This window comes from Hymenobacter aerilatus, from assembly GCF_022921095.1.
In the GTDB taxonomy this organism is placed as follows: Bacteria; Bacteroidota; Bacteroidia; order Cytophagales; family Hymenobacteraceae; genus Hymenobacter; species Hymenobacter aerilatus.
Map to the genome: position 1 here is coordinate 1565989 of NZ_CP095053.1, position 18540 is coordinate 1584528.

An 18540-nucleotide genomic window follows, 5' to 3' on the forward strand; every position below is an offset into this window, starting at 1 on the left:
CAACGGACCAGCTCCCGCCGTACAAGCTTCGTTTACCGGCCAAAGGTTGCTCTGGCCGTTTCATCCGTAAAGCTGATCGACATGAAAAAGTCTCTGTTTTTTGCTGCTGTGTGTGCGTTGCTACTGAGTGCCGGCGAACGGGCACTGGCCCAGACTGCCCCCATGAAGAGCGACACCACAAAGGTGAAAATGAACCACAGACAAGCCAAGCTAAAAACCGACGATGGCAAGGCGAAAATCAGCCGTAAAAAAGACAAAGTCCGCATGAAGAGTGATGGCATGAAGACCGTACCGCAGCAAATGCGATAGGTAGCTCATCCGTTCTTCAGAAAGCACCCCTTACGTTGCCTCCACATTCCACTTAAACATTCTCTTCCTATGAAAAAGCTGTTGTTTGCCGCTAGTCTGTTTTCTCTGTCGCTGGGCGCTGCCGTAGCCCAAACCGCTCCCATGCAAGGCACTATGCAGGGTGATAAGGTAAAGGTTAAGGAAGATAAAATGAAGGCGAAGGACAAAGACGCCGACGCCAAAGTGAAGGCCAACGATAAGAAAGCCAAGATGAAAGCTGAAGATGGTAAGGTGAAAGCCAATGCCAAGAAAGGTACCATCAAAAGCAAAGGCGAAGCAGCCGACATGCGCTAAGCGCATGGTAGCCTAACTGCCAGCCAAAGAAAAGGCTTCTGCACACGCGGAAGCCTTTTTTGTGTGTATCGGACACCCGAAGAACAGTTCGGCAAGTATAAGCGTACGCAAGGGCAACCCTTGTTACGCAATAGCACCTTATGAAAACTGCCTTAGTAATCGGCGCTACCGGCTTGGTGGGCGACTATCTGCTGCGCCAGCTGCTCTCCGACGACCAGTACGATAAAATCCATGTCTTCACGCGCCGCTCTACCGGCTACTCCAACCCGAGTAAACTGGAGGAGCACTTGGTCGACTTCGACCGCCCTGCCGAGTGGCACGATCAGCTGCGCGGCGACGTGCTGTTCTCTTCTCTAGGTACTACCCTGAAACAGGCCGGCAGCCAGCAGGCGCAGTACAAAGTAGACTATACCTATCAATACGAAGCCGCCGCCGCCGCGGCACGCAACGGTGTGCCCGCCTACGTGCTCATTTCTTCTGCCGGCGCCGATCCGGATGCGTTTGTGTTCTACTCCCGCATGAAGGGCGAGCTGGAGCGCGATGTGGAGAAGCTGCCGTTTCAGCGCGTGCGGATTTTGCAGCCGGGTATCCTGGCCGGGCCGCGTTCCGAAGCGCGCCTGGGCGAGAAGGTAGGAGTTGTATTATCGTTGCTATTCAGCAAGTTGCCGGGGCTGCACCAGTACCGACCCTACCATGGCCGGGTGGTAGCGCAGGCCATGCGCGCCGCCGCCGCCGACACTACCCCTGGTATCCGCATCAGCACGCTGGGGCAGGTGTTTGAGGAGGTAGGAGAGTAAAGGGTAGGGGCACAGAAAACGCTTGTCATCCTGAGCTTGCGAAGGACCTTATCACGTGTGAACGAGTCGTTAGTACGTCTGTCGTTCTCGCGTGATAAGGTCCTTCGCGCTGCTCAGGATGACAAACTTTGTGGGCTGCCTACAGCGCTTTCTGCACGGCAGCCGTCAACTCGGCTTGGGTCAATTCCTTCTCAAACGTGGTGCGCTGGTTCTTTTTGTTGTTGACAATCAGCGTATACGGAATAGCACCCGACCACTTCTTGTCTAGTTTCGTCAGCCAGGCGTTGGGGTCCGGCTCGTTCATCAGCAGTACCTCCGATTTTAGCCCACGCTTCTGCACAAAGGGCACCACCTTCTTGTCGAGCAGGGTAGGGGTATCCATGCTTACCAACAGCACTTTCACTTTCTTATTGGCATAGTCGGCGTTCAGCTGCTCGAAGCTGGGTAGCTCCTTGATGCACGGCGCGCACCAGGTAGCCCAAAAGTTCACCACATAGGTAGTGTCGCTGGGTTGGGCCAAGCGCTTTGCCAAGTCGGCGTATTTGACAGATTGTACCGTTTGAGCACCGGCTAGGGCAGGGAGGAGAAACAGAGTGCTGAGAAGTTTTGGGAGTTTCATGAGAGGATAAATGAAAAGGCGCGGCTTTTGTTCCGCCCTGCTGGTCCTTTCAACATAGGAGGCGACTCATCAATAGCATAGCTGCTGTTGGCCGGTAACCCGAACAGGGCCTAGGGCCCTGTTCGGGTTGCACCCAAGCACGCCAGTCGTCTACCTTCGGCGTCGGACCACAGCCTATAACTCGTACCTTTGTCCTACTCGCAACTTTCGCCCTTTCGCGCCGGTTTTCCTCCTATGAACAAGACGTATTGCCCCAGCCTCACTGAGTATAAGCGCCGCCTCAGCCGCGAAGTCAAGATTGGCGATGTGCCAGTAGGGGGGCTGAATCCCATTCGGGTGCAGAGCATGACCACCGTAGACACCATGGATACCCTGGGGTCGGTGGAGCAAACCCTGCGCATGGTAGAGGCCGGCTGCGAGTATGTGCGCATCACGGCGCCCAGCGTGAAGGAGGCCCAAAACCTGCTGGAAATCAAGAAGGAACTGCGCAAGCGCGGCTGCAACGTGCCCCTCATTGCCGACATTCACTTCACGCCCAACGCCGCCGAGCTGGCTGCCCGCATCGTGGAGAAAGTGCGCGTGAACCCCGGCAACTACGCCGACAAGAAGAAATTCGACATCATCGAGTACACCGACGCCAGCTACCAGGCCGAGGTGGAGCGCATTCGGGAGCGGTTCCGGCCGCTGGTGCAGATCTGCAAGCAGTACGGCACCGCTATGCGCATCGGCACCAACCACGGCTCGTTATCTGACCGCATATTAAGCCGTTATGGCGACACGCCGCTGGGCATGGTAGAGTCGGCGCTGGAATTTTTGCGGCTCTGTGAGGAGGAAAACTACTACGACGTGGTGCTGTCGATGAAGGCCAGCAACACGCAGGTGATGGTACAGGCCTACCGCCTGCTGGTACAGAAGCTAGATGAGGAAGGCCTGCAGCCCTACCCTCTGCACTTGGGTGTAACCGAAGCCGGCGAGGCCGAAGACGGCCGCATCAAGAGCGCCGTGGGTATTGGCACGCTGCTGGAAGACGGCCTCGGCGACACCGTGCGCGTGTCGCTCACCGAAGCCCCCGAAGCCGAAGCGCCCGTGGCTAAAGCCCTAATTGACCGCTACACGCACCGCGCTGAGGAAGCCCGCCCGATTCCTGCCCCCTGCGAAGTTCCGATTGACCCTTTCCAGTATTATCGCCGACAGACTCGTGAAGTAGCCAACCTAGGTAGCCAGAACGTGCCCCGCGTGGTAGTGGACTTTTCGCGCCTACCCTCAGTAGAGTACGCAGACTTGCGTGCCGCTGGGCACCTGTATTCGGCCTTCCTCGACAAGTTCCAGATGAGTGACCTGGGCGCCGACTACCTCTACTCCGGTCAGCGTCCGGTGCCGTTTATGCTGCCCAACGGCCTGAAGGAAATCGTAGACTACGCAGCTTGGCTGGATGCGGGCCGTCGGCACGAGCACTACCCGCTGCTCACGCCTCAAGAGTACGCCGCCGCGGAGTTCAAGCACTCGGCGCTGAACTTCGTGCAGCACGAACTGGCTACCCTTACGCCCGACGCCCTGAACCAGTTGCGCCAAGATGCAACCGCCGTCATCATGCTGCGCACCGACAACGCCCACGCCATGCCGGAAATCCGCCGGGTGTTTTTCCGCCTGCTGAATAAGGAGGTGAACAACCCGGTGATTATTCAGCGTCAGTTTCCGCAGCTTACGCCCGAGCAAACCCAGCTCTACGCTGCCACCGACGTAGGCGGCCTGCTCCTCGACGGCCTCGGCGACGGGGTATTGCTCAGCACCGAGCTGCTACCCGAGCGCTCCAAAGACGAGTGGCTTCAGACCCTCGATCAGCTCAACCAGCTGAGCTTCGGCATCTTGCAGGCGGCCCGCACCCGCATGAGCAAGACGGAGTACATCAGCTGCCCCAGCTGCGGCCGCACCCTGTTCGACCTCCAGGAAACCACCGCCATGATTCGCAAGCGCACCGACCACCTCAAGGGCGTAAAAATCGGCATCATGGGCTGTATCGTGAACGGTCCCGGCGAAATGGCCGATGCCGACTACGGCTACGTGGGGGTAGGGAAAGGCAAAATCGCCCTCTACCGCGGCCAAGAAGTCATTAAGAAATCGGTGCCAGAAGAACGCGCCGTGGATGAGTTGATTGAACTCATGCGCGAAGATGGGCGCTGGATTGAGCCGGTATTGGTGGAGGAGCCGGTAGGGGTGTAGATCAGTACTAAAAGAAAAAGGAGCCGTTCTTCGGCTCCTTTTTCTTTTAGTACTGATCTAAAAACTCTTCAAACTTCTCTGTTAGGTCTTCATCCTCAAATTCAAGTATTACTTCGGCCATATCATAATTGCCTTTACTTGCTGCTACCGCTGCCAATGCACAACAAGCGAAGGATCTGTCCCACTGCAATGCTTGATTAATACCAATTAATCTGTTAATATTCTGCATACTTGAAAAGTACGCTTGCTGATATTCTGGTGGGATATTAATTGAGGATTTGTGCCGCTGAATATCAATAGTAGCAACTAAGCCAATTAACCGCCAATCGGTTATCTGCTTCTCGATGCCTATTCGTACAAGATGAGGCACAGCCATACAAGATGCCATTCCTATGTCACCCTGATGGTGAAGCTCCTCCCAGAGTTCATCAAGAATTGCTGCTATATCTTCGGGCGCAGTAGCTGCTTCAAGTTTCTTGAGCGGCGCTGATACATCATAGTTACTATGATATCCTCCATTAAAGTATTGCCATTGTAGACTGTCGAGTGGGAGCATAAAAGCTATTTATTAGAGCCTCAGCTAAAAAAATTATAAACTAAATGAGCTTGCCCATAATAAGCCATAACTTACATGATAATGTTATTGAACAATTTGATTTTGATTCGCAACGAAGTCGTTTAGTGATTGTTGTCTGGGAAGGCTTAATAAATAGAACAGGAATAATCTGTAGAAAATTAATTATATCGGGAATTAGTAACACTGCGTGTGTTGAGAAATTTCAACAGCAAATAAGTGCTGTCTTGAACAAGTCAGAGGAGTCACAGCTAGGTTACCGAATAGATGAGTTCGAGTATTGTGATTATCCTAAATCAGTAGTAGGGGATTTACACTTGCTACTGAGTATAGACCATTTAGGGCTGTTGAGAATAAACTGTAAGAAGTTCACTATTCAAACTATAGAATAGTAGTCTGTTAAAATATCCGCGTTTCTCATCCGTCTACCCCTCCATGAAACTACGCGTCATCTTAACGGGCGCTACCGGCATGGTAGGCGAGGGCGTCCTGATTGAGTGTCTCAACCACCCAGAGGTAGAGCAGGTACTATCCGTTAGCCGCCGGCCCAGCGGCGTGCAACACCCCAAGCTGCGGGAAATTGTGCACAACAACTTCCACGACCTCACACCCATTCAGGACCAGCTGGTGGGCTACAACGCCTGCTTTTTCTGCCTGGGTGTGTCGTCGGTGGGGATGAAAGAACCGGAGTACCGTCGTCTTACGTACGACCTCACGCTGCACTTCGCCCAAACCTTGCTGCCCCGCAACCACAACCTGACGTTCTGCTTTATCTCCGGCGTCGGCACCGACAGCACCCTGCGCAGCCGGCAAATGTGGGCGCGGGTGAAGGGTCAAACCGAAAACGATCTGCTCCAGCTAGGCTTCAAAGGGGCCTATATGTTCCGGCCGGGATTTATGCGCGCCACACCGGGACAACAGCGGGTGAAGGGCTACTACACCTTCATCGGGAGGCTCTACCCCGTGCTGCGGCGGTTGTTCCCGAAGTATGTCTCAACCATGCAGGAGGTAGGGCAAGCCATGATTCGCGTGGTGCAGCGCGGCTACCCCAAGCACGTGCTTGAAGTGCCTGATATGGTGCAGCTGGCGAAGGAATAAAAAGAAAAGAGCGCCCCGCAGGGCGCTCTTTTAGTTGATAGAGGGTAGGTGGGGCTACTGCCGCGCCACCCGATAAATCACCCCGTTTGTGTCGTCTGATACCAGTAGCGAACCGTCGCGGTTCACGACTAGTCCTACCAAGCGGCCAAAATGGGAGTTCCTGCCATTGATGAGGAAGCCAGACAGGAAATCATCGAAACGAGTGGGTTTCCCGTCTTCAAAATGCACCCGCACCACCTTGTAGCCCACCGGCGAGCTACGGTTCCAGGAGCCGCGCATGGCTACGAAAGCATCATTCTGGTACTCCTGCGGAAACTGTGTGCCGGTGTAGAACACCATGGCCATGGGGGCAGAGTGGGCCTGGTAGCCAAGGGTAGGGTTGGTGGTGCGCTTGGCGTATTCGGCGTAGGTGGTGCCGGCGGGCCGGTCGCCGGGATTGTATTTGCCAGCGTCATAGATATAGGGCCAGCCGTAGTCGGCGCCATCGGTAATCTTGTTGAGCTCCTCTTGCTGCTCGTCGTCGCCCAGCCAGTCGATGCCGTGGTCCATGCCCCAGAACTCCTTGGTTTGCGGGTGCCAGCCAAAACCAATAGTGTTGCGCAGGCCGCGGGCGAAGATGCGGCGGTTCGAGCCATCGGCGTTGGCTACTAGCATGGTAGCGTTTTCGGGGTTCGGCTCGGGGCAAGAGTTACACGTACTCCCTACCGACATATACAGCTTGCCATCGGGCCCAAAGGCCAGCGTACGGTTGGGGTGCTGGCCGCCGTCGGGTAGGTCGTTTAGCAGCATCTGGGGCCGACCCAGCGTGCCGTCGGCCATGTTAATATCAGTGGAATACAGCTCATTCACCGACATCACATAGAGCTTGCCTCCCTGTATAGCCAGGCCGTGCGCTTGCCGGATGGTCGCCACTATCTTCTGCACATCCGCCTTGCCGTCGTTGTTGGTGTCTTGCAGGAGCGTAACGGTGCCTGAGGCCCGGTCCGACACGTACACGTGGCCGGCATCATCCACCACCATGATGCGCGGCTTGCCTACGCCTTCGGCAAACTTATTGACCGCAAAGCCCGCGGGTACCTTCAGCTGCTGCACGTTCATTTCGGTGGCCGAGGTCAGTGCCGGGTAGAACACGAAGCCCTGAATTTGAGCGGTAGTAGGCTCTTTGTCGTTTTCCGGTATCACCGTGTCCAGGTCGTTGCCATCATCGCTACAACCTACCAGACCACTTGCCGAAACGGCCATTGCAACAGTAAATTTTTGCCAAAGCTTCATAGTACAGATAACGAGTTACAGAAAATGCGTTTCGGACGGCGGCCAGCTGTCTGGCAGCCTCACACCGATGGGTATGCGTTCTGTAACGTGCTGAGGGTAGTCGGGTTCGGCACGCAGGAGGGTAGGCGCAACGCAAGCAGAACCGTAAGGAAGCCGAAAGGAGAGGGCTAACTACTCAATCAGGTGTGCTGATCTGTACTGTTATTTGAATGCAAAATTCAGATAATCAGTAGTATAATGTATTTGTTGTTGAGGTTAATGGTAGCACGGCAGCAGAAAGCCACCGCTGCTAGCGTGTAGGGAAACAACATGAGTTTTTGATGAAGAAATCTGCCGCTGGTACGGCCAGCTACGCGGCTACCGGCACTTCTCCTTCCGGCGCGTGTCAATGACGTGCGCAATTTTCCAGCCGCCGGCCAGCTTCACCAGCTGAAACGAGTTGTAGCCGCAGTGGCTGAAGGTGCTACCCAGGTAGAATTCGTAGGGCGTCCACACGCTCGCCAGATTGGCATCTATTAAGACCTTGTCGAAGGTAATGCGCTCATCCCACACCGCTTGGTGCGGGGTACCCACCGCCTTCAGAAAGTCCGTAGGGTTTTCGGGTTGCACGTGTGTGGTCCCGTTGCGGTTGCTGATGGTGTGGAACACGGCACCAGGTGCAATGGTGCTGCGCACCAGCGCGCTGTCACCTTTGCGCATGCCCTCAAAAAACGTGTGGATAGTGCGCTGCACGGCGGCCGTTTCGGCGGTGGGGCTTTTTTGCGCTATAGCTGGGGCGTTGGCGCACAGAAGCGCAAAGGCGGGCAGGAAAGCTTTCATGGGGAGCGAAAAGAGGCGTAAAAGTTTGGGCAAACTAAATCATTCCGGTCGGGGTGGTGTTATCTTGCCGTACCCAATATCCAAACTTCTATGCGTACGAAAGGCTTGTTTGACTTCGGTCCGGTATTCGGTTATTTCTTCCGTAAGAACGACCCCAACCGGAAGACCAACTTCAACCTGCGCACCATGCACTTCATCAATAAAGTGAGCATGGCCATGTTTCTGGTTGGTCTTATTGTGTTGATTTACCGCTGGTTTATCCGCTAATACAAGAGGCAAGGGCGCATGGGATGCGCCCTTTCTGTTACTAGGCTTTTGGGAATTCACTACCTGCACGTGCGCTAATGGGCGCCCACTCTTACTTTCTTTTGCGCTGTGAACATCGAAGAATTCCGCGACTATTGTCTCCTGAAAGCGGGTGTGACTGAGGAACTGCCCTTCGGCCCCGAAACACTGGTGTTCAAGGTAGGGGGTAAGGTTTTCGCCCTCACGCCCATCGAGACGTTTGCTAGCGTCAACCTGAAGTGCGACCCGGCCCGCGCTACAGAGCTGCGCGAGCAGCATGACTACGTGCTGCCCGGCTACCACATGAATAAAAAGCACTGGAATACGGTGCTGATTGGTACCGGCGCCAGCAACGCCCAACTACAGGAGTGGATTGACCATTCCTATGATTTGGTGCTGGCCTCACTGCCCAAGGCTCAGCGAACCGCTATTCTACAGGAGCATACAGCCTCTTAAGCCTCTATAGTCGGCATTGCCGAGGAGCCCAACACAGGGCAAATTACCTATTCAGTACTTCCAGACCCCGCAAGTTGCGGGGTGTCACCTATGCCCGGCTTTGCCTAAGGCAGTTGGTAGAGTATTGCTATAGATGCTGTGAGAAATTTGTAAGAAAGTTGCAAAAGAAGTGGTCGGTACATGAGCTACGTGTTCGTGTGCAACGTCATAGCATAAGTAATAAAGAAATCTTTAAAGTATGTATGGTTATGCCTCTTATTATGCCTAATTTATTTTTATTAATATGAAACATTGATGCATTTATTGTTTTGCTATACATTTGCCATTCGATAGAAAAAGGAATTTAGCTACTGAATGGCTACTATAGTAATGCAACATATGTGCATCAATTAATATTTTATAGACAGTTATGGTTGGGGTGGGTAGTGGCGGCGTTGTGCGTTGCGCTAGCCACTACGTCGGCTATTGGCCAGGTGCGGCAGCTTACCGGAAAAGTGGTGGATGAGCGCGAGCAGCCGTTGCCGGGTGCCACTATCCGCCTCAGTCCGATGCTGCTAGCCACGCAGAGCGACGAAAACGGCGCTTTCCTTTTTTCGGCGCTGCCCGCCGGTGCTTATACCGTGCAGGTTTCCCTGGTAGGCTACGCCCCGCAAAGCTTATCTCTTGCGGCGCGCACGGGTAGCAGTCATTTACTTGTTCGCTTGAAAATCAGTGCGCAGGAGCTAACCAACGTGGTGATAGAGGCAAACCCCATTGCCCTACGCAAGCAAGAAGAGTCGCTGAACCTGGAGGTGGTAGGGGGGGCCTTCTTGCAACGCTACCGCGGCGGCAGCCTGATGCAGACGCTGGAGCGCCTGCCAGGCGTCAAAATCATCGGCATTGGCTCGGGGCAGTCCAAGCCGCTCATTCGAGGACTGGGTTTCAACCGGGTAGTAGTGGTGGAAAACGGCGTGAAGCACGAGGGCCAGCAGTGGGGCGCCGACCACGGCCTGGAAATCGACCAGTTTGCCGCTGAGCAGGTGGAAATCCTGAAAGGTGCGGCCTCCTTCGTGTATGGCTCCGACGCTATTGGCGGAGCGATTGAGGTGAAGCCGGCACCCGTGCCCGCGGCGCATACCGCCGGCGGCTCCGTAGACCTGATTGGCAAGAGCAACAACGCCCTCTACGGCACCTCCGCCAACGTATTTGGGCGCGGGCAGCACTGGTTTGCCAATGCGCGCGCCACCTACCAGAACTACGGCGACTACCGCGTGCCCACCGACCAGATTTACGTCTACGACTTTGCCGTGCGCTTGCACAACAACCAGTTGCGCAACACGGCCGGCCGCGAAACGGGCCTGCACCTGCACACAGGCTACGTGGGCGAGCAGCTACGCTCGGTGCTCTACCTGAGCTACGTGGGCAGCCGCAGCGGCTTTTTTGCCAATGCCCACGGCCTGGAACCCCGCCGCGTGGATACGGACCTACACGATGCCTCCAGCCGAGATATTCTGCTGCCCCGCCAGCAGGTAAGCCATTTGAAGCTCATCAACCGCAGCCAGTATCAGCTGCCCGGCACCCCGCACCGGCTGGAAGCGGAGCTGGGCTACCAGCACAACTTTCGCCAGGAGTTTAGCCAATACGTCAACCACGGCTACATGCCCCCCGTGTACCCCTCCGACCTGCCCATTCCGCAGGACCTGGAGCGTGCGTTTGACAAGCACGTGTACGCCGGCAACCTACGTGCCTACCTCCGTTGGGGGCGCCACGCGCTGACAGCCGGCGTGAACAGCGAAGTGCAGGACAACCGCATCAACGGCTGGAGCTTCTTGGTGCCGGCCTTCCGCCAGCAGGCTGTGGGCGCGTTTGCCTACGACAAGTTCCAGCTCAACGACCACACCTTGCTGCACGGGGCCGTGCGCTACGACCACGCCCACCTGCACATCACGCCCTACACCGACTGGTTTCCGTCGGCTACCCCCACCAGCAACGGGGCGTTGACGGAGCGGCTAGTGCGGGCCGAGGCGCTGACCCGCACGTTCAACAGCGTGGTGTGGTCGGCGGGTATCAACTACAACCTGGGGCAGTGGGAACTAAAGGGCAACGTAGGCAAAAGCTTCCGCGTGCCCATTGCCAAAGAGTTGGCTGCCAACGGTGTCAACTATCACTACTTCAGCTACGAGCGCGGCGACCCAGCGCTGGACCCGGAGCAGTCCTACCAGCTGGATGTGAGCTTGGGCTGGAAGCAGGATAAGTGGTCGGTGCAGCTGAGCCCGTTTTTCAACTATTTTCCCAACTACATCTACCTGAACCCTACCCCCGAGCACGACTACTTCTACGGGGCCGGCAACCAGGTATTTCAGTACGCCCAAAGCCGCGTGCGGCGCTACGGCGGCGAGGTGCAGCTCCGCTACCAACTGCTGCCTACCCTCCGCACCGAGCTGCTGGCCGAATACCTGCGCGCCACGCAGCTCTCGGGCGCCAAGCGCGGCTTCACGCTGCCATTCTCGCCCCCCGCCTCGGCCTTGTTGAACCTCACCTGGTCGCCACGGCTGAGCGGGGAGCTCTCCGGCAGCTATTTCGCTGTGGACTATCGTCGTACGGCTGCCCAGCCGAACATCGTGCCGCCTGAGCGGAAGACGTTGGGCTACCAGCTTTTTCATGTGCAGGCGGGTACTAGGCTCACCCTTGGGCAGCAGCCCCTGCTGCTCAGCCTGCAAGTGCAGAACCTACTGAACACGCGCTACCTCAACCACACCAGCTTCTACCGGCTCATTGGCCTCCCCGAAGCCGGGCGCAATGTCATTCTCACACTCAATCTTCCCTTTACTATTACCCCAGCCACTCATGAAAAAAATTAATCACTTCTCGTACCACCTGGCGTCAGCGCTCCACACCACGCGCACGCTGCTGGCGCTGCTGCTGTTTGCTACCCTGCTTTCAGCCTGTAATGACGACAACGAGCCCACACCAGCTGCTCAGCCTACCATCAGCAACGTAGAGATTGGCCTGGGAAACAACGAGATGGGTACTATTGGTGGGGACTTTCACCTGAACGCCGACATTGTGGCCGGCGATAAGATTGATTTGGTGACAGTGAAAATTCAGCAGCGGGCGGGCGAGACCTACGCCAAGACGTGGCAGCACGAGATAGTGTGGGAGCAGTACAAAGGCGCCAAGAATACGACCGTGCACAAGCACTTCGACATCCCGGCCGACGCGGCCGAGGGCAAGTACGATTTCCTGATCATCGTGACCGACGAGAACGGAACCAAGCTGGAGGAAAAGCGCAGCCTGACCATCTATAAGCAAGAGAACATGCCCGTTAATCCCACGCAAACCATCTTCAACGTATTCAAAAATGACCTGCGGTATTACCGGAGAGGCGTATTCGCCACGCCGGGCGAGAAGTTGGCTAAAGGGGATAAGCTCACGTCGCAGGTTGCCATCTCCGGCGTGAAAGGCGACGGCAAAATGTACTTGTTGCTGATCAACAAAAAGCTGAATCACCGCCCCGAGTCCATCGAGCAGATCGACTTCAGCAAAGCCATTGTGTATGATGTGGTTGAACACAAGAACATGGCTGCGTCCGGCGACTTCTCTAATTCTACGTCTGATCCGGTTACGAATACCGCTATTCGTGACTGGCCTAACTTCACCATTGGCGGCACCACTGACAACAACGCGCCCACACCTAACGCCATCAGCGGCAGCAAGGCCTGGGAGTCAGGCACCTACTACTACGGGGTAGTGTACAAGAATACCACCTACAACATAAGCTTCTTCCAGTACATCGAAGTGCCCATTGAACTATAGGCAGGCAGTAATATATGGTGTCGCTGTTGAAAAATAGGTGTCGTTACTTTACTCGTGAGGTTATGAAATCATGTAGCCTACTGGCGCTGGCCCTACTGCTGTCTGGATCGGCGGGGTATGCACAATCCATTTGCTTCGAGAACTATCAAGAGAAGATAGTGGCTCCTTCGCGTAAGGCGATGGAAACAGCGAAGACTGATAAAGAGCGCGACTCCCTGCGGTTTGTGCCGGCCGACGAGCTAAAACGGGTAGTGGGCTGCGCCATGCCCGATTTTACGGCGCAGGATATCCAAGGCAGCCCCATTAGCAAACGGACCCTAAAGGGCAAAGTGGTGGTCATGAACTTTTGGTTCATCGGCTGTAAGCCCTGCTTGGCCGAGCTACCGGCCCTAAACGACCTGGTAGACCAGCACAAAGGCCAGGAGGTAGTATTCATTGCCTTCGGACGGGATTCGAAGCAGCGCATTGTCGATGATTTTCTCCCTAAGCAGTCTTTCCAGTTCCAGCACGTGGCCGATAGTAAAGGCTACGCCGACACTTTCCTAGCGTCGGTGTCTGGCTTTCCCCTCACGCTGGTGTTCGACCAGCGGGGCGTGCTGCAATACGTCCATTCGGGCGGCTATATCGACGAGCGAGCCAAAACAGCCATTTACCAGCAAGTGTCGCCGGTGATTGCCCGGCTGCTCCAGTGAAAAGACAAGTCAAAAAACACATGAAGAAATACCTGTGTAGTTTACTCGCCATGGCAGCCTTAGGCGTCAGCGGTTGTAGCAAAGACGACGACGGGGCAGTGGACACAGAGTATCCCGTTATCAACGTGGACTTTGCGGAGGCTTTTCCCAAGCAGTGCAGCGTGCTCAAGCGCGGCCAACCGTTTACCTTCCGCACCTTGCTGACGGATAACGTGCGGCTGGGTTCGGTGAGCGTCGATATTCACCACAACTTCGACCACCATACGCACAGCACAGAGGTAATAGAATGTACAATGCAGGCTGTGAAGCGCCCCGTAAATCCGTTTCTGCTGATCAAGAGCTTCCCAATTCCTGAAGGCGTACGGGAGTACCAAACAGCTTTCGAATTGAGCATACCCGCCGATGTAGACCCCGGCGACTACCATTTCATGATTCGACTGACGGATCAGGAAGGATGGCAGACGGTGAAAGGATTGAGTATCAAGATAGAGTAGGAGAGAAGCCGCTTGGTGCGCGAGCACCGTCTAGGCCTTCTACAAGAAAGGAACATACGGCTGGCTGTTCTTATTTGCAACAATGTTGCAAATAAGAACAGCCAGCCGTATGTTTGCTGAATGAGTTCCAGCCGCCTGGCGGCACAAGCGACCAGCTTTGCTGTCGACACCGCGTAGTAATCTTTCTTTATTATATGACGCACTCACTTTCCGATACCCTACCTCGTAAGCTCCCCGTTACCGTGCTCAGCGGCTTTCTGGGGGCCGGCAAAACCACGCTGCTCAACCACATCTTGCATAACCGAGCCGGTTTGAAAGTGGCTGTGATTGTGAATGATATGAGCGAGGTGAACGTGGACGCCAACCAGGTAGCCCGCGAGGGTGGCCTCTCGCGCACCGAAGAAAAGCTAGTAGAAATGAGCAACGGCTGTATCTGCTGCACCCTGCGCGAAGATCTGATGCTGGAGGTAGAAAAGCTGGCCCGCGAAAACCGCTTCGACTACCTGCTTATCGAAAGCACGGGCATCTCGGAACCGCTGCCGGTGGCTCAAACCTTCAGCTTTATAAGCGAAGACGGCACACTGGACCTGAGCCGCTTCTCGCGCCTCGATACGCTAGTAACGGTAGTTGACGCGCTGAACTTCGCCCGCGACTTCGGCAGCATGGACCGCCTACCCGACCGCCACCTCCACGACGCCGACCCACACGACCAGCGCACCATTGTGAACCTGCTAACCGAGCAAGTGGAGTTTGCCAACGTGCTCGTGCTCAACAAAGCCGATCAGGTGAGCGAGCAGCAGTTGGGCGAAATTAAGGCGATTCTGCACAAGCTCAACCCCACGGCTCGCATCGTGCCAACCGTGTTTGGCAAGGTAGAACCCGCCGATATTCTCAACACGGGCCTCTTCAACCTAGACGAAGCCGAGCAAACAATAGGTTGGAAGGAAGAGCTGGAAAAAGCCCACCACACGCCCGAAACCGAGGAGTATGGCATTAGTTCATTTGTGTTTCGCGAGGCGCGGCCGTTTCATCCTGTGCGCTTCTGGCAGTATATCAGCGAGGAGTGGCACCCGGGCATCATCCGCAGCAAAGGCCTGTTCTGGCTGGCCTCCCGCCCCAACGACGCCCTGAATTGGGGGCAGGCCGGCGGCTCGCTCCGGGCCGAAAGTGCCGGTTCTTGGTGGGCCGCTGTGCCTAACCCAGAGCAGCACCCAGTATTCCAGGAAAACCGCGACACCATTCTGCAACGCTGGAGCCCGCTGTTTCAGGACCGCCTCAACGAGCTGGTCTTTATTGGGCAGGACATGCCCGAGGCTCAAATTCGGCAGGAGCTGGAAGGCTGCCTTTGCACACCCGAGGAAGTGCAGCGCTGGCACCACGGCGGCACCTTCCAGGACCCCTGGCCGCAGCTCTAGCCTGCCGCCTTGTTATACAAATAATGCCCTACCTCTAGCGATTTTGTCTCTCGCTAGAGGTAGGGCATTATTGCCGTTGTAGGTAGCCGGGGTGCGCTATCCTTGCCGCGACTTCGCATCGCGCCAGCTGAACTCGGGCTCGTAGCCCAGCACGCGACGCGCCTTCTCGATCGAGAGTAGAGTTTCGTATTCCCCCAATTCTTTCCGTATAGGCACGTTCGGGAAAGTAGAAGCCATTAGCTCGGCCGAGTGGGTAGTCATCACCGTATCGGCGTTGGCAATGATGAAGGCGTGCATGCCGGTGGCCTGCCACTCAATGGCTTTGCGAATGGCCTGGGAACCGTCGCGAGCGTCAATGTACGACCACATGTTCCACTTGCGCTCCTCGGGGTCGTCGTTGTAGGCCGGAAACTTGGCGTAGTCGGCGGGCTCCATCACGTTGGAGAAGCGCAGGCCCACAAGCTTCATATCGGGCGTCTGGTAGCAGAACTGGCGGGCCATGTCTTCCATCAGCACCTTGGCCAGGGCGTAGGCACTCTTGGCGCGCAGGGGGTAGTCCTCGTCTACGGGGGCGTAGGGTGCCGCCTCGTCGAAGGGCTCCCCGAGCGTGGTTTCGCTGGACGCCCAGATGACTTGGTGAATACCCAGCCGCCGCGCCGCCTCAAAGATGTTGTACGTGCCCATGATGTTGTTCTGAAACAAGTGGGCATCCGGGTATTGCCGGGGGGTAGGGTAGGCCGCCAAGTGCACAATGGCATCGAAGGCCTTCGGGGCTACGCCAGCGTGAATTTCGTGGCCTACGGAAGACAGTGCGTCTAAGGTCTGGCCAAAATCGGCTAGGTCGGCAATAATGCCCGGCACGCCCTTGGCAGGTACCGTATCGACCACGAATACGTCGTAGTTGTGGGCTAGTAAGTCGGCCACGCAGGCCTTGCCCAGTTTGCCGGCGCCGCCCGTCACCAGAATGCGCGGGCCCGTCGGTTGTTGTTGCTTGCTCATGATAGTGTATGCGGCCGGTGAGTGGCTACCAGCCGGCACGCGCCGGCCGTCCGGCCACGGGCGTATACGGAAACGGCGACGGGCGTAGAGACACAAGATTTTGTGTCTCGTCGTTGCTAAATCCTGCCCGTCATGCTGAGCGCAGCCCTAGTCGAAGCATCTCTACCGCAACGGTAATCTCAATCGCCAGGATTACTCACAGTAGAGATGCTTCGACTAGGGCTGCGCTCAGCATGACGGTTGAAATTTAACGCTTCAAGCTGACAAAAAATCGGTAAGCTCCCCAGTATATGTCAGCGTGAGTTGGTGCATAGCCCGGGTGCACGCCACGTAGAGCATACTTTTGTCAACCTCCGTTTTATAGTTTCTGGCAGAAGCAAAGGGCACCAACACGGCATCAAACTCAAGCCCTTTTGCTAAGTGGGCAGATGTAAGAATAATGCCTTCCCGGAAGGTAGTAGATTCTGCCGTGAGCAGTTGCACGCCAGCCAGTTGCAGCGCCTGATGCAGCTCCTGGGCCTGCCGCTGCGTTTTGCAGATAATCCCCAACGACTGGTAGCCGGAACTGCTAAAATCGTTGACTATCTGTTGAATAGCCGCCAGCTCCTCGCTTCTGCCGTCGTAGTGCGCAACCACGGGTGCCGGCCCGTGCCGCTCCAGCGGAATGATATGGGGATTAGGGGTGATGCGCTGCGCGAAGGCAGTGATTTTCAGGGTAGAGCGGTAGCTGCGGTGCAGCTTCACTACCTCGGCCTGCGGAAACACGCGCTCAATGGCCTCGGCCGAAGAGGCGCTGTAGGGATTCACCGTCTGGCTTACGTCGCCCAAAATGGTTTTGCGACACCGGAACAAGCGTGACAGCACAGCGTACTGCATAGGCGTGTAGTCCTGCATCTCATCTACCAATAGATGCTTTACGTGCTCGTAGGCGGTAGGAATGCCTTCTAGGCGCAGGCGCAGGTAAATGAGGGCAAATACATCGGCGTATTCCAGGTGCAGGCGATGCTGGTCAAGTTTCAGCAACTCGGGTCGGTCCAGCCAGTGGTAGAAATCCCGGTAGAAATCCAGCACGTTGTTGAACCGGAACAGGCGGGGTAGGGCCTCGCCAATGATAGATTTGTCCCTGCCCGTGAGCTTGCGGCCGGTGGCGTCGCGCACGTAGGTGCGGATGTCCTGCGCCACTTGCGCAAAGCGTTGCAGCAGCGGCACCCGGTGGTAGGCCTTAAACTTTTGCTGAATAACCGCGGCCGGCACCACCGTGCTGCCTACCCGCAGCTCCCGCGCCGCGAAGTAGTTATTTTCCACGTGGAGCAGGTACTGGTTCAACTTGCTCAGAAACTCAAACGACGATTTGAACTGGATGCGTTCGATGAAGGCGGGATTGGGCCGCTCCAGCAGCGCCGCCACCTGCTCAAAAAAGGTCTGGAAGGAATACCGGCTGTCGAGCAAGTCGGCGGCCAGCTCCTCCATGCCCAGCTCAGGAATGTGCTCTTCACCTAGCTCGGGCAGCACGTTGGAGATGTAGTCGGCAAAAACCTTGTTAGGCGAGATGATGAGGATGTCCTTGGCCGCAATGGTTTCGCGGTAGCGGTAGAGCAAAAACGCCAGCCGGTGTAGGGCAATGGATGTTTTGCCAGAGCCGGCCACGCCCTGAATAATCATCACCGGCGCGGTTTCGTTGCGAATCACTGCGTTCTGGTCGCGCTGAATGGTGGCCACGATGGTCTTCATCTTGTCGTCCGAAGACTTGGCCAGCTCCTGTTGCAGCACATCGTCGTGGATGTTCACGCCGCTGTCGAGCAAAAACTCCAGGCGGCCGTCGCGGATTTTATACTGCCGTTTCCGCTCTATAGTGCCTTTCACCTCGCCCTTAGGGGAAGGGTAGGCGGCGTCGCCGAGCTCATAATCGTAGAACATAGAGGAGATAGGCGCACGCCAATCGTAGATCAGGTTCTGACGCTGTTGCTCATCAAAAAAGGAATGCACACCGATGTACACGGGCGCGGCTTCCTGCCCCTGCGGCGCAAAATCCAGACGACCAAAGTATGGTGACTGGATGAGCTTGAAGAGCTTGCGTTTGCGAGCCACCGCGGCTTCTCCCGTAAATGCCATGCGGTTGATGGACTGACCAGCGGCCACCATATCGGCCTCATCCATACCCGACTGGTGCTCGTGGATGTATTGCTTTTTATGTCGCAGTTCGTCGGAAAACTGCCGCACGGCCTCATCTACCCGCCGGATGGCCAGCGTCAGCTTCTCCTTGATTTCTTCCAGGTATTCGCGCTCTTCCTGCTCGGTTGCGTTCATCTCAGATGGTACTTGCTAAAACGGCCGCAAAGGTGGCAGTAAAATCCGGGTTAGTG

18 protein-coding genes are annotated in these 18540 nt (G+C 56.1%); 12 read left to right on the forward strand and 6 right to left on the reverse strand.

What is annotated here, in order from left to right:
- Positions 1 to 81: 81 nt before the first annotated feature.
- From MUN82_RS06600 to MUN82_RS06610, 3 genes are all read left to right on the forward strand, one after another.
- Entirely contained in the window at positions 82 to 309 is a 228-nt protein-coding gene (locus tag MUN82_RS06600; protein WP_245096005.1) for a hypothetical protein, read from the forward strand.
- Positions 310 to 378: 69 nt separating this feature from the next.
- Entirely contained in the window at positions 379 to 642 is a 264-nt protein-coding gene (locus tag MUN82_RS06605) for a hypothetical protein (protein ID WP_245096007.1), read from the forward strand.
- Positions 643 to 782: 140 nt separating this feature from the next.
- The gene (locus MUN82_RS06610) at positions 783 to 1439 is read left to right on the forward strand and encodes an NAD-dependent epimerase/dehydratase family protein (protein WP_245096009.1); all 657 of its coding nucleotides are present in this window, start codon (positions 783 to 785) and stop codon (positions 1437 to 1439) included.
- 139 nt (positions 1440 to 1578) lie between these two features.
- On the opposite strand, the gene MUN82_RS06615 is transcribed toward MUN82_RS06610, so the two are convergent.
- On the reverse strand, positions 1579 to 2058 hold the full coding sequence (locus MUN82_RS06615) for a TlpA disulfide reductase family protein (protein WP_245096010.1): 480 nt from the start codon (positions 2056 to 2058) through the stop codon (positions 1579 to 1581).
- Between the two features lie 234 nt (positions 2059 to 2292).
- On the opposite strand from MUN82_RS06615, the gene ispG reads away from it, so the two are divergent.
- Positions 2293 to 4278 carry a (E)-4-hydroxy-3-methylbut-2-enyl-diphosphate synthase gene (gene ispG, locus MUN82_RS06620; RefSeq protein ID WP_245096012.1) on the forward strand — a complete coding sequence of 662 codons (1986 nt, stop codon included), beginning with the start codon at positions 2293 to 2295 and terminating at the stop codon, positions 4276 to 4278.
- 46 nt (positions 4279 to 4324) lie between these two features.
- Here ispG and MUN82_RS06625 read toward each other — a convergent pair whose 3' ends face one another.
- Positions 4325 to 4834, reverse strand: coding sequence for a hypothetical protein (locus tag MUN82_RS06625; RefSeq protein ID WP_245096014.1), 510 nt, complete (start codon positions 4832 to 4834; stop codon positions 4325 to 4327).
- 453 nt (positions 4835 to 5287) lie between these two features.
- On the opposite strand from MUN82_RS06625, the gene MUN82_RS06630 reads away from it, so the two are divergent.
- Positions 5288 to 5950, forward strand: coding sequence for a Rossmann-fold NAD(P)-binding domain-containing protein (locus MUN82_RS06630; RefSeq protein ID WP_245096016.1), 663 nt, complete (start codon positions 5288 to 5290; stop codon positions 5948 to 5950).
- Between the two features lie 54 nt (positions 5951 to 6004).
- Here MUN82_RS06630 and MUN82_RS06635 read toward each other — a convergent pair whose 3' ends face one another.
- Both MUN82_RS06635 and MUN82_RS06640 read right to left on the reverse strand, forming a co-directional pair.
- Positions 6005 to 7192, reverse strand: coding sequence for a PQQ-dependent sugar dehydrogenase (locus tag MUN82_RS06635; protein WP_245096018.1), 1188 nt, complete (start codon positions 7190 to 7192; stop codon positions 6005 to 6007).
- A 387-nt stretch (positions 7193 to 7579) separates the two neighbouring features.
- Positions 7580 to 8041: a nuclear transport factor 2 family protein gene (locus MUN82_RS06640; RefSeq protein WP_245096020.1), complete on the reverse strand. Its 462-nt coding sequence runs from the start codon at positions 8039 to 8041 to the stop codon at positions 7580 to 7582.
- Between the two features lie 90 nt (positions 8042 to 8131).
- Here MUN82_RS06640 and MUN82_RS06645 point away from each other — a divergent pair, with 90 nt between their 5' ends.
- From MUN82_RS06645 to MUN82_RS06675, 7 genes are all read left to right on the forward strand, one after another.
- The gene (locus MUN82_RS06645) at positions 8132 to 8308 is read left to right on the forward strand and encodes a DUF6728 family protein (RefSeq protein ID WP_245096021.1); all 177 of its coding nucleotides are present in this window, start codon (positions 8132 to 8134) and stop codon (positions 8306 to 8308) included.
- 108 nt (positions 8309 to 8416) lie between these two features.
- Positions 8417 to 8782 (forward strand): MmcQ/YjbR family DNA-binding protein, encoded by a 366-nt coding sequence (locus tag MUN82_RS06650; protein ID WP_245096023.1) that lies wholly within the window; start codon positions 8417 to 8419, stop codon positions 8780 to 8782.
- Between the two features lie 380 nt (positions 8783 to 9162).
- On the forward strand, positions 9163 to 11622 hold the full coding sequence (locus MUN82_RS06655; protein ID WP_245096025.1) for a TonB-dependent receptor: 2460 nt from the start codon (positions 9163 to 9165) through the stop codon (positions 11620 to 11622).
- Positions 11609 to 12577, forward strand: coding sequence for a DUF4625 domain-containing protein (locus MUN82_RS06660; RefSeq protein ID WP_245096026.1), 969 nt, complete (start codon positions 11609 to 11611; stop codon positions 12575 to 12577). The genes MUN82_RS06655 and MUN82_RS06660 overlap by 14 nt, the downstream gene beginning before the upstream one ends.
- 62 nt (positions 12578 to 12639) lie before the next feature.
- Positions 12640 to 13269, forward strand: a complete 630-nt coding sequence (locus tag MUN82_RS06665; RefSeq protein ID WP_245096028.1) for a TlpA family protein disulfide reductase — start codon at positions 12640 to 12642, stop codon at positions 13267 to 13269.
- 50 nt (positions 13270 to 13319) lie between these two features.
- Complete coding sequence (locus tag MUN82_RS06670; protein ID WP_245096030.1) at positions 13320 to 13763, forward strand: DUF4625 domain-containing protein; 444 nt, start codon at positions 13320 to 13322, stop codon at positions 13761 to 13763.
- Between the two features lie 194 nt (positions 13764 to 13957).
- Positions 13958 to 15178, forward strand: a complete 1221-nt coding sequence (locus MUN82_RS06675; RefSeq protein ID WP_245096032.1) for a GTP-binding protein — start codon at positions 13958 to 13960, stop codon at positions 15176 to 15178.
- Between the two features lie 96 nt (positions 15179 to 15274).
- Here MUN82_RS06675 and MUN82_RS06680 read toward each other — a convergent pair whose 3' ends face one another.
- Together MUN82_RS06680 and MUN82_RS06685 are read right to left on the reverse strand one after the other, a co-directional pair.
- The gene (locus MUN82_RS06680) at positions 15275 to 16177 is read right to left on the reverse strand and encodes an NAD-dependent epimerase/dehydratase family protein (RefSeq protein WP_245096033.1); all 903 of its coding nucleotides are present in this window, start codon (positions 16175 to 16177) and stop codon (positions 15275 to 15277) included.
- Between the two features lie 255 nt (positions 16178 to 16432).
- Positions 16433 to 18484, reverse strand: a complete 2052-nt coding sequence (locus tag MUN82_RS06685; protein ID WP_245096035.1) for a HelD family protein — start codon at positions 18482 to 18484, stop codon at positions 16433 to 16435.
- Between the last annotated feature and the right edge of the window lie 56 nt (positions 18485 to 18540).

Bases quoted from the DNA above. Each gene is read 5' to 3' on its own strand.
- MUN82_RS06660 (WP_245096026.1), top strand. From the start codon at position 11,609: ATGAAAAAAATTAATCACTTCTCGTACCACCTGGCGTCAGCGCTCCAC.
- MUN82_RS06610 (WP_245096009.1), top strand. From the start codon at position 783: ATGAAAACTGCCTTAGTAATCGGCGCTACCGGCTTGGTGGGCGACTAT.
- MUN82_RS06625 (WP_245096014.1), bottom strand. From the start codon at position 4,834: ATGCTCCCACTCGACAGTCTACAATGGCAATACTTTAATGGAGGATAT.
- MUN82_RS06615 (WP_245096010.1), bottom strand. From the start codon at position 2,058: ATGAAACTCCCAAAACTTCTCAGCACTCTGTTTCTCCTCCCTGCCCTA.
- MUN82_RS06685 (WP_245096035.1), bottom strand. From the start codon at position 18,484: ATGAACGCAACCGAGCAGGAAGAGCGCGAATACCTGGAAGAAATCAAG.
- MUN82_RS06600 (WP_245096005.1), top strand. From the start codon at position 82: ATGAAAAAGTCTCTGTTTTTTGCTGCTGTGTGTGCGTTGCTACTGAGT.
- MUN82_RS06670 (WP_245096030.1), top strand. From the start codon at position 13,320: ATGGCAGCCTTAGGCGTCAGCGGTTGTAGCAAAGACGACGACGGGGCA.
- MUN82_RS06635 (WP_245096018.1), bottom strand. From the start codon at position 7,192: ATGGCCGTTTCGGCAAGTGGTCTGGTAGGTTGTAGCGATGATGGCAAC.
- MUN82_RS06665 (WP_245096028.1), top strand. From the start codon at position 12,640: ATGAAATCATGTAGCCTACTGGCGCTGGCCCTACTGCTGTCTGGATCG.
- MUN82_RS06680 (WP_245096033.1), bottom strand. From the start codon at position 16,177: ATGAGCAAGCAACAACAACCGACGGGCCCGCGCATTCTGGTGACGGGC.
- MUN82_RS06675 (WP_245096032.1), top strand. From the start codon at position 13,958: ATGACGCACTCACTTTCCGATACCCTACCTCGTAAGCTCCCCGTTACC.
- MUN82_RS06605 (WP_245096007.1), top strand. From the start codon at position 379: ATGAAAAAGCTGTTGTTTGCCGCTAGTCTGTTTTCTCTGTCGCTGGGC.
- MUN82_RS06630 (WP_245096016.1), top strand. From the start codon at position 5,288: ATGAAACTACGCGTCATCTTAACGGGCGCTACCGGCATGGTAGGCGAG.
- ispG (WP_245096012.1), top strand. From the start codon at position 2,293: ATGAACAAGACGTATTGCCCCAGCCTCACTGAGTATAAGCGCCGCCTC.
- MUN82_RS06645 (WP_245096021.1), top strand. From the start codon at position 8,132: ATGCGTACGAAAGGCTTGTTTGACTTCGGTCCGGTATTCGGTTATTTC.
- MUN82_RS06640 (WP_245096020.1), bottom strand. From the start codon at position 8,041: ATGAAAGCTTTCCTGCCCGCCTTTGCGCTTCTGTGCGCCAACGCCCCA.